The following is a 10,183-nucleotide window of genomic DNA, read 5'->3' as shown; positions in this document are numbered from 1 at the left end:
TCGGCGGCCTCGGCGTGCGTCATGCCCTCCTCCAGGGCGAGCAGCGCAAGCTCCACCACGTCCCTATCATACATGCGGACCCCCTTCCGGACGCGTGAATCGCGTCCAACTTTTCGTCCGCAGTCCCTACTTTTGCAAAGTGTTGGCTGTCGCCCAACAGGAACGCCCCTAAAGCGGGTAGTATCGGCCAAGAACCGCAAAGGTAAAAAGGATGTAAAGTCCTTTTGGGCATACCGGGCGAGTGCCTGGACGCCAAAACCATTGCGAACGCCGTATGACAAACGGGGCCATGACCCCACGGAAGATAAGGACGTAAAGCGATGGTGCACACCTACGAATTCGAACTCTACCCACAAGGGACCTCGCTGAGCGCCACGCCGTTCGATTTCGACGGAGAAGTCAAGGGCCGCAGCCGTGCCGAAGTGTCGCGCAAGGCGGTATCGCTGCTGCGTCGCGAAATCGAACAGCGACTTCTCCACAAGCGCCCCATGCCAAAAGCCACGTTCGGCAACGAGCCTGCCCACACCGACGGCATTGTGCTCATCGCCAGCATCGATGCCTCTGTTGACGCCATCGATACCATCACCGCTTCCGAAGCAGCCGAGAAGCTGGGCGTATCGCGCGCCCGCGTCTCGCAGATGGTCAAATCAGGCATTCTCGAGGGCTACACGAAGGGCAACGCATCGTTTATCACCTGCGAGTCCGTCGAGCGCCGTCTTAACAGCAAGCCTCGCCCGGGGCGTCCACGTCTCTCGAGCCCTAAAACGCCCAAAAAGAGCAGCATGGAGCTTGAGGGATAGCCCCCTGGGCTAAAGGGCGGACCTTGGGCTAAAGGGCGGCCTCTTTTGCTCAACCACCTTCTGCCTCGTTGAGGAAGGCGTTCCCATAGTTTTGCCGATAGGCTTTGGAGGGCGTTTCCACAGCCGCCGCCGAGCGGTCGGGAGCAAAACCAGCTTTAAGGCATTGGCAGCAGCCGAGACCGAAGAACCGCCTGTCTTTGCCGGTGACCCCTCAGGCTGATTCGAACGCGCTTCCCCATAGCGCGGGCAATGTTTCGCGCCAAACTGTCGAAGCGATCGAGATCCGTAAAATCCTGAGAGCACGCCGCAAAAACGGAGACCTCATCCACCTTCGTCATCCTTCGCCGCCTATCGCGCTGAAGACGACTACGATAGGCGGCAACTGACGTGCAATCGCTCAGCTCCAACCCGATACCATACTGCGGCCACACGATATCGGCCCACCGCTCGCCCTCTCTCGTGGGAACCAGTTTGTTCAGAATCGCCCCCTCGAACCCCATGCCGCCAATGCGCGTAGGACCCGCGAGCAAAAGAACCATCGCCGTTTGAACAGGCGAAATAGATCCATCCTGAATGTATGACAGCACCTTGCGCGCCGATTTCACGCCATGCATTCCCGGCACCGACCGTGCGAGACGATACGCCTTTCGCACGGTGGTCAGGGGCTTTCGACATGCGAATTCCTCGCCCCACAGCGGACGGGACGCCTTTCCGCCTCTCGAAGAAACAGCCACCCCGCCATCTTTGGGCGTGCGGACCGCATAAAACCCGCAAAACTCATACGCTCGCAGCGCCAAATCGACCTCAGACGCCTGTGTGCCCATTTGCACGAGGCACAACTCGGGCAACGCGACGTAAAGGCGCTCGGATACCTTATACGCCGCAGGCTCCGGCAATTCGACGGAAACCCCGTGTTTGACCACGCCGCACTGGAACCTCTGATGCGTTCGCTCCCTGACCGCCACATGCACCGGCAGCGCAAGCATTCCGCTCAAACCCTCATCCTCGAGCGCCTCGAACACGTGCAACGCCGAAAAATCTCCGATAGACCCCGACTTAGGCAGCCTTGACGTATCGATTCCTCGCTCTCCGCACCCGCGATAGAACTCGAACGCCGACGAATGGCTGAGACAAACAGGCATGGCTCCTCCCCCGACGTACCGGCATGACAACCGGGCCGCCACGGCAAGAGCGAGCCGCCCGCGCCGTTTCATTGTGGGGCAACCGTCAAGGCGCCCGTTCGCCCACAGCCACCGCAAACAAACAGTTGGCGGTGGCTGGGAAACAACAGAAAACAAAGGCGCCTTATTTCGCAGGAATGCGTATCGCGAGGATACCCGCGAGGATGCCCGCGCCGTTGCCGCCCGCGCGACGTGCCTTAGCCCCAGAATTTCGCCGCCGGAACCCTCGCTTCACCGTTGCCACTCGCGCGAGGTGCCTTATTACGCAGGGATGCGCAAGGTGAATGTCGTCACGCCCGATTCGCTCGATGCCGAAAGGTCGCCACCGTGTGCGCGTGCGATTTCGCGGGCTATAGCGAGCCCCAGACCCGCTCCGCCCGCTTGCGTGCTGCGCGATGTATCCTCGCGATAGAACTTCTCAAAGATCGACTGCAGGTGGGCGGGGCTTATCTCGCGACCTTGATTCACCACATCGATCGTCAGCCATCGAGCCGACGTCGTGGCGGCGCAGAACGGCTCCGCAAACGCCGCGCCCGCAGGCGCACCCTGCGCAGTCGCATTCGTCGGCGATTCTTGCCCGGGCATTCCCAGATGCAACGAGCCCGCGCCCGACCGCGCACCGTCATCGATGCGCGCACGCACCTGCACCGTCGATCCCTCGTCGGCATAGCTCACCGCATTCTTGAGCAGGTTGTTCAGCACGCGTGACACCTTGCCTGGATCGGCGAAGGCGGCGAGCGGCGTTGCGGCATCCACCTCGATGGATATGCCGCGCGATTCCGCTATGGGAAAGAACTCGTCTGTCACCTGGCGACAGAGCATGCCGACATCGAACCGCTCGCGCTCGATGGGAATGGACTGCAGGTTGTAGCGCGTGATTTCGAAGAACTCCTCGAGCATGTCCTCGAGCCGCTGCGCGCGATCCAGCGCGATGCCCGCATAGCGCGCCCGTTGCTCGATGGGCATGTCGGGCGATTCCTGAAGCATGGTCAGATATCCCACCACCGACGTGAGCGGAGTGCGAATATCGTGGGCGAGATAGGCCACCAGCTCGTTTTTGCGTTGCTCAGCCGCACGGGCGGCCAGCTCGTTCGACTCGTTTTCACGGGCGATGGCCTCCAGGGCGCGCGAAGTGGGCTCCAGCTCACGCGGAAGGTCGGGCCGCGTATCGCGCTTGAGCAGCACGCCCTCCATGGCCCCGAACAGCGTGTCGAACGCATCAAGGGAGCGTCGTAGAAGCGCCCACATGATTATCACCACGCCCACAAGGAACGCCCCTACGGCAAGGGGAATCTTGAACGATTTCACCAGGTCGTACACGCTCATATCGCGATACTCGTAGTGTCCGTCAAGATAATAGGTGTCATAGTATCCGCCGAAGCCGTCGATGGGGGTTGTCGACTCCGTCATACCGTAGTAGGCCAAAGCCTCATTGCAAAGACGGTCGAATGCTGCGGAGTCGCTCTGCATGAGGAAACCGACGGCGTCCTCGATCGCACGGTGCGCCTCGTCGGACACATCGTAGAACACGTACAGCGTATCATCCGACGGCGTGCGGATTTCCGATCCGTTGTTCACCGGGTGGCTTTCGCGAACCTTATCGGCTATCGCGAGCGCCTCCTTCGAGGCATTCTCGCGCGGGCTGCCCTCTCCGTCGCTTGAGCCATACAGATCGGTCACATAGCCGACGATCGTGTCTTTCCTCGTAGCCTGAGCTGCCAGCTGGAACGCGCTCCAATCCGCCGTTCCGGCGTTTTCGGCGTCGACGTATTGGATGGGAGCGAACCGCGTCACCACCTCATCGGCGATGCGCGGAACCATGATCGCGTTGAAAGCGAACGCGAACAGGCAGAACGCCGCGGTCCATACGCCCAACAGAACAAACATGCGCCCCAGGAGCTTGCGACGCAGCAGCCGCTCCTGCTCTGTTCGGTACGAGGATCGAAATGCCGAAGGGGCGGGAGGTGCGCCGTATCCGCGATTCGCATCGAATCCGTCGTTTTCATGCTTCACGGCGAATGCGTTGCCGTTTTGACCGTTGTCGAACGCGTTCGTCGTACTGTTCATGCCAGTCCTTTCTCGCCGAGCCGTTCACTTTGCATTGTGACTTTGCGCCATGTTCCGACGGCGCCGTTTTCTCTATCGCGCGGTCCCCCTCATCGCGCCCCATAGCGCAACTCCGCCGAGGACATGCCCAAGCGAGTGCCGATGCCAGCTACCTGCGCTCGTTGGCCGCCTTCGCTATGCGATAGCCCATGCCCCACACCGTTTCCACGTAAAGGGTGGACGCATCGATTTCCGCGAGCTTTTTGCGCAGATGGCGAATATGGACCATCACGGTGTTCATGCCGGCAGGGTCGGCGGGCTCGCCCCATGCCAACTCGTAAAGATCGCCGGTTGATACGGGGGCTCCGCCCGCCTTAAGCAGCGCCTCAAGCAGGGAAAATTCCTTCGGCGTGAGCGAGAGCGGCACGTCAAGCAGCCACGCCTCGTGCGAATCGGGGTGCAGCTCGATGCCGCGCATGCTCAATCGCCCGTCGCTTTGCGGGGCCTGCTCCGCCCGATTGAAACGACGCAGACAGGCACGCACGCGCATCACCAGCTCGCGCGGCTTGAACGGCTTGGTCACGTAATCGTCTGCGCCCAGGGCGAACCCTAAGACCTTATCCACCTCTTCATCTTTAGCGGAGAGAAAAATGAGCGGGATATCGGAGAACTCTCGAATGCGTTTTCCCAGCTCAAAGCCATCCATACCAGGCATCATGATGTCCAGTATGGCGCAATCGGCCTCGCCTGCGCGCACCAGGGCGAGCGCGTCCTGTGCGCAATAGGTCGCCCGCGCGCAAAACCCCTCGCGCTCGAGAAGCCGAGCCACCAGATCGGCGATCTCATGCTCGTCGTCGCACACCACTACACAGCGCCGTTGTAACGCCTGAGGGGGCTGCATTCCCGCATCGTATGTCCTCTTGGACTCATCCATGGCGCCATCCTACCATGCCATCAAGAGGAGCCGCCCTTTCTTAAGGAAGACTTAATACGACCCGCCGCGCCCGAAAGACCCGCCGCGCCCGAGCTTCTTCGCATTTCCATTGGCGGCCCGCGCTCAGCAAGGCCGTTCGCCCGGCGGCCCTTCAGCAAATCTTAAGGAGCGTCCCCGTCTTGTCACGGTTTCTTGCAAGACTTTTAACCGGAAGCCCAGGTAGCCTAAGGGGCGTTCGACGTTGCCCAAGCGATAGGCCGACGCAAGGTTCGACGCGGTCCGGCCTCATTGAACCGGAGAAAAGCCGGTGCAACGGTCAGAAGATGCCATCGCAATGATGCGTAACAGCAGGACGATACGCGAAGGAGGGCTCATCTTCAACCGACAAGGCGGAGCGCGACGACGAACACATCTTTCGCGACAAGAAAGCAACGAGAGAGGGCAAGGAACCATCATGCGCTTCGAGGACTATCGGCGAGACCCGTCAATCTATCAGGCACGTCGCAAAACTCGTCGGCTCTTTGGCCAGCGCAGACGCGGCATGGATTCCATCGTTGCGCTAGGCATTGCCGTGGCTCTCGTCGCCGTAACATCATGCATAGCGTTTACCGCCATGCGCGCCGAAGCATACAATGCGGCAGACACCCCGACCGCAGGTGGTGCCTCGGGGGCGTTTTCGGGGCCTCTTTCTGCAGCACCCATAGCCCAAGATGGCACGAGCACACCAAAAAGCGAATGGCGTCAAGGAGAAGTTCCCACGCTGTTCCAAACCGACCCCGACTGGGCGCACGACTCCTATGCCGGATCCGACATCGCCACGTCGGGATGCGGACCCACCTGCCTGAGCATGGTTTATACGGCGATTACGGGTAAAACCGACATGGGTCCCGTGGAAATGGCTGCGTTTTCCGAGGCGAACGGCTACGTTCAAGACGGCATGACGGCCTGGGCGCTCATGAGCGACGGAGCGAGCGAACTGGGGCTCTCGGTCGAAGAGCTTCCTGCCAGCGAAAGCGTTCTTTCGGAATCGCTCGAAGAAGGACGACCCGTTATCGCGTCTATGATGCCAGGCGAATTCACCACTGTGGGCCATTTCATCGTCATCGTGGGCAAAGACTCGTCGGGCAAGCTCGTGGTGCGCGACCCCAACAGCGTCGAGCGCAGCATGCAGACATGGGACGCCCAGCTTGTGCTCGGCCAATGCGCGAACCTGTGGGCCTACTCGCGAGGATGAGCGCGATCGCACCTGGTACAATTCCCGTCAGGGAGGGAATTGTATGCAAGGTATCAACCGCGTTGGAGGAGCCAACGGCGTGAAAGCAATTGTGGGCTCGGGGTTTTACTGGGCCTGGTTCGATGCGCTGTTCATGAGCGCGTTGTTCGCGACGGGAGGGACGGACGGGCTCATGCCCGAATACGGCGCCATCGCCGCGTTTGCGCTCAGCCTGCCGGTGTTCGGATTGGTGCTGTGGCGCGGCGACGTGGTGGGAAAGCTCTTCGAGGGCCGACGCATGACCGTTGCCGTCGCCGTTGCGGGAACCATCGGGTCGCTGTTCTATACCGTAGCGGGCATGGCGAACAACTGGGGCGCATTCGCAGGGGGAGCCCTGCTATGCGGCCTGTTCATGGGCATGTACAACATGGCATGGGGCATGGTGTACTGCAAAGACGGCGCCAAAAGCGCAACCCCTTTGATAGCGGGCGCGTTCGCCATAGCACCTCTGCTTGATGCGCCCTTGCTTTTCATGATTCCCGAGGCACGCGCCGTGTTCTTTGCGCTGTTCCCCTTGGCATCGAGCGCCCTGTTCGTGGCCATGGGCCATTCCTTGACGCGCAAAACGAAACGCCGCGACGCCACCGCCAATGCGCAGACTTCTGAAGCCGCCTTCAGACCCCTTACCGACACCATGGATGTGGAATCGAGGCTCGATGAATCACTGGCGAAATCGCTTGGTCGCCCGCAAACAGAACCGGCCGCTTCTCCCCACGGAATGCAAGCCTTTCTTACGAACCACCTGGGCGTGTCAGCCATGCTCATAGGCGCAGTGGTGCTGGTGATGAGCGGGTTCGGATACTTGCAACACCTCCTCTCGTTTTCCACCCAGGCAGACGGAATCGGCGTTCAAGTGGCTCGCGGGGCGGCGGCCATTGTAATGTTTTGCCTTCTTGTCGCACGGCCCGAACGCTCGAGCGCCGTGTTTCGCGTCGGCTTTTTAATCATGGTGGCGGGCATCATGATGCTGCCATTCTTCTTTGGAACGGATACGTTCTTGGTGTCTGGCGCGGTGATCATTGCGGGTTATACCGCTTTCGACATGTTCATTTGGGTGGCGTTTTCGCATATTGCGCACACGCGTTCAAAATCTCCGGTAAAAACGGTGGCGTTTATTCGATTCGTCGCAAACGCCGCCACGGCTCTGGGTCTTGTATGCGGCGTTCTGCTCGTGGGGCAAGAAGAGGGTGCCAACCCGCTGGCTTTTTTTCAAGAAACCACCGTAGTTGGCTATCTTGTCGTAATTGCCATAGTCATGCTGCTTTCGAGCGAAGAGTCGGCAGAGCTTCTTCGCAGCGCCCGCCCTTCCCCGGCACAAAGCACCGGCATGGTGGGGGCAATGGGCGAAACGTCGGCAGAACGCATGGAGGCATGGCTAGACGGAATCGGCCTTACCGCCCGCGAAAAAGACGTAGCAGACCTACTCCTACAGGGACGCACCCAGCCTTGGATCGCCGAAGCCCTGGGTATCTCCGAAAACACCGTAGGCACCCATGTGCGCCACATTTATCAAAAAGCGGAGGTTCACGACCGCCAGCAGCTTCTTGACCTGGCCTTATCATCCATATCACCCGAATCACGTGAGCCTCAGAGCACCATCACGGGAGCTACCTGATTTAGTGAAATAGCGTTATTCATGCGTTGCGTGCATACGTGCAAAAAACCATCCTCCTAGATATGCGCTCAGTGCGCGTTCCTCGGAAAAGGGACCGAGGAAAAGACAAGAGGAGGGATACCTTATGGCTATGGAACTCGATCGTAGGAACTTCCTGAAGGGCGCTCTGGCGACCGGCGCCGTTGTGGCGGGAGGCGCTGCGCTCGCAGGCTGCAGCCCCAGCGGTTCTTCCGACAGCGGATCGACCGACACCACCACTGCGACTTCCGGCTCCACCGAGGGCACCGAGGTCAAGCATGCGTGGGAGGTTGCGCCCGAGCCCATCACCGACGTCGCCGAGACCAAGGAATACAACATCGTGATTGTCGGCGCCGGCCTGGCAGGCATCTCCACCGCCGAGGCCGCTGCACGTAACGGGGCAAAAGTTGCCGTTATCGAGCGCATGGGCGAAATCTCCATCCGCGGCGTCGACGTGGGCAACATCGGCAGCAACTTCCACAAGTCCAACGGGTTCGACATCGATTGGCACATTCCCGCACGCCAGCTCCACTTTGACTCCCGCCAAAAGACCAATTACGAGCTCATCTCCGTATGGGCGAGCCGCTCCGGTGAGGTCTTCGACTACCTGGAGAAGCTGGGCGAACCGCAAGGCATCTCTATGGTGCACGCACTTTCCGGTACGTCCAAGTACGACATGTGGAGCGAGCTCGACAGCCAGTGGCGCGTCTATCCCGACGCCGTTTCCTTTGTGCGCGGCGGTGAGACCTATGATGTGCGCGACGACGGCAAGTCGGTCAACTGGACGCTTGGCGAGATGCTGTACAACTCCGCCACCGAGAACGGCGCCGAATTCGTGTTCAACACCCATGCCGAACAGCTCGTGGGCGATGCGGAAGGCGGCGTAACGGGCGTCATCGTAACCGCTGAAGACGGATCCCATGTGCAGTACAACGGCGCCAAGGGCGTAGTGCTCGCCACCGGCGATATCGGCGGTAACCAGGAGATGATTGATGCTTTCGCGCCCATCGCCAACCGTGCCGATGCCAACACCTACACCCCCATGGGCGGCAACACCGGCGACGGAATCCTGATGGGCTGCTGGATTGGTGCCGGCCTGCAGAAGAGCACGGCCGCTCCGATGATTCACCAGTTCACCGCTGATTCTCTCGCGCTGAACCTGACTTCGTTCATCATGTGCTGGCTCGCCGTTGACAGCGAAGGCAAGCGCTATGGCGCCGAGATGCCTTTTGAGCCCATGCTGACCAATGCCCGCATGAACACCATCGGCAACGTGGCGTGGTCCATCTTTGACTCCGATTACGAGAAGTACGTCAAGCAGCAGCAACCCTCTCGTTACGAACGCTTCCTGGACGGCGTCGAGGATGTTATGGCCGAGTGGGAAGAGGCAGGCACGCTCATCAAGGCGGATACGTTGGACGAGCTCGCAGAAGCCATCGGCGTTCCCGCCGAGGCATTCAAGGCAACAGTCGAGCGTTACAACTCCATGGCCGAAGCCGGCGAGGACGTTGACTTCGCTGTTCCTGCTGAGTTCCTGGCACCCGTTCAGACCGCTCCGTTCTACGCCACCAAGAACGTCTGCAGCTTGCTGACTATCCCCTTCGGACTTCACTGCAACGCCGAGTCCCAGGTCATGACCGAGGACGATAAGGTTATCCCCGGACTGTATGCCGTTGGCAACGTTCAGGGCGACTTCTTCGGCGACGACTATCCGGTGCACTTCCCCGGCGTCAGCCACGGCCGCTGCGTGACTTTCGGCGAGCTGGTGGGCGAAGCCCTTGCCAAGGATACCGTCATCAGCGAGCTTGAGTTCGAATAACCAAAGCGCCTCGTTCGACCGGGTGCTACCTCCCTCCCAACGAATCCCGGCCGAATACCGCAGGAGCCGCCCCACGGGGCGGCTCCTTTTTGTTACATGGAGTAGTTCTTCCAGCTCCATTTCTCGCTACCGCACGCACCCCAAACCCCTACTTACGAGAGGAAGGACGCAATATCGGCATTCCTCCACAAACCCTTAGGTCTAAGGCGAAGAACGTCCGGCCCCTTCGTGATGGAATCTGCACTAGACGTCCAGCCAAGACTTGAACCTGACGCAGCGAAGACCACTTCTCCCTGCAGATTATCTCGAAAGGCTTCGCAGCATCGACCTGGGCTCTCGCCGAATACCCATTGCATCGGCTTCAAAATAGGTGAGGCAGAAAGCTCCGTTTCCGCCTCCTATCGAAATTCAGTTTACTTTGGCCAACCTCTTCGTTGCATGGCTTTGCGCAGGCACGGAAAAAAGGGAGGGGCAAGGGGATACACGCATGGGTACAG

At 60.1% G+C, this 10,183-nt stretch carries 7 protein-coding genes; 4 read left to right on the top strand and 3 right to left on the bottom strand.

Features of this window, described 5'->3' with window-relative positions:
- Positions 1-320 precede the first annotated feature (320 nt).
- Positions 321-800, top strand: coding sequence for a helix-turn-helix domain-containing protein (locus DMP06_RS05135; protein ID WP_123208665.1), 480 nt, complete (start codon positions 321-323; stop codon positions 798-800).
- A gap of 155 nt (positions 801-955) precedes the next feature.
- On the opposite strand, the gene DMP06_RS05130 is transcribed toward DMP06_RS05135, so the two are convergent.
- The 3 genes from DMP06_RS05130 to DMP06_RS05120 all read right to left on the bottom strand — a co-directional run bounded on the left by DMP06_RS05130 (position 956) and on the right by DMP06_RS05120 (position 4,961).
- Positions 956-1,942 carry a hypothetical protein gene (locus tag DMP06_RS05130; RefSeq protein WP_123208664.1) on the bottom strand — a complete coding sequence of 329 codons (987 nt, stop codon included), beginning with the start codon at positions 1,940-1,942 and terminating at the stop codon, positions 956-958.
- Positions 1,943-2,242: 300 nt separating this feature from the next.
- Positions 2,243-4,048, bottom strand: a complete 1,806-nt coding sequence (locus DMP06_RS05125) for a sensor histidine kinase (protein WP_123208663.1) — start codon at positions 4,046-4,048, stop codon at positions 2,243-2,245.
- 148 nt (positions 4,049-4,196) lie between these two features.
- Positions 4,197-4,961 (bottom strand): response regulator transcription factor, encoded by a 765-nt coding sequence (locus tag DMP06_RS05120; RefSeq protein ID WP_245962391.1) that lies wholly within the window; start codon positions 4,959-4,961, stop codon positions 4,197-4,199.
- A gap of 454 nt (positions 4,962-5,415) precedes the next feature.
- On the opposite strand from DMP06_RS05120, the gene DMP06_RS05115 reads away from it, so the two are divergent.
- The 3 genes from DMP06_RS05115 (at position 5,416) to DMP06_RS05105 (ending at position 9,686) form a co-directional block, all read left to right on the top strand.
- Complete coding sequence (locus tag DMP06_RS05115; RefSeq protein ID WP_245962390.1) at positions 5,416-6,195, top strand: C39 family peptidase; 780 nt, start codon at positions 5,416-5,418, stop codon at positions 6,193-6,195.
- 43 nt (positions 6,196-6,238) lie between these two features.
- The gene (locus DMP06_RS05110; RefSeq protein ID WP_123208662.1) at positions 6,239-7,849 is read left to right on the top strand and encodes a response regulator transcription factor; all 1,611 of its coding nucleotides are present in this window, start codon (positions 6,239-6,241) and stop codon (positions 7,847-7,849) included.
- 124 nt (positions 7,850-7,973) lie between these two features.
- Complete coding sequence (locus tag DMP06_RS05105) at positions 7,974-9,686, top strand: FAD-dependent oxidoreductase (protein ID WP_245962389.1); 1,713 nt, start codon at positions 7,974-7,976, stop codon at positions 9,684-9,686.
- Positions 9,687-10,183: the final 497 nt, after the last annotated feature.

Origin of the sequence: Slackia equolifaciens (assembly GCF_003725995.1) — a bacterium.
GTDB classification, from domain to species: Bacteria; Actinomycetota; Coriobacteriia; order Coriobacteriales; family Eggerthellaceae; genus Slackia; species Slackia equolifaciens.
This window is presented reverse-complemented; position numbering and strand designations above follow the sequence as displayed.

Coding starts and splice junctions, on each gene's coding strand:
- DMP06_RS05120 (WP_245962391.1), bottom strand. CDS start 4,961: ATGGATGAGTCCAAGAGGACATACGATGCGGGAATGCAGCCCCCTCAG.
- DMP06_RS05125 (WP_123208663.1), bottom strand. CDS start 4,048: ATGAACAGTACGACGAACGCGTTCGACAACGGTCAAAACGGCAACGCA.
- DMP06_RS05135 (WP_123208665.1), top strand. CDS start 321: ATGGTGCACACCTACGAATTCGAACTCTACCCACAAGGGACCTCGCTG.
- DMP06_RS05110 (WP_123208662.1), top strand. CDS start 6,239: ATGCAAGGTATCAACCGCGTTGGAGGAGCCAACGGCGTGAAAGCAATT.
- DMP06_RS05115 (WP_245962390.1), top strand. CDS start 5,416: ATGCGCTTCGAGGACTATCGGCGAGACCCGTCAATCTATCAGGCACGT.
- DMP06_RS05130 (WP_123208664.1), bottom strand. CDS start 1,942: ATGCCTGTTTGTCTCAGCCATTCGTCGGCGTTCGAGTTCTATCGCGGG.
- DMP06_RS05105 (WP_245962389.1), top strand. CDS start 7,974: ATGGCTATGGAACTCGATCGTAGGAACTTCCTGAAGGGCGCTCTGGCG.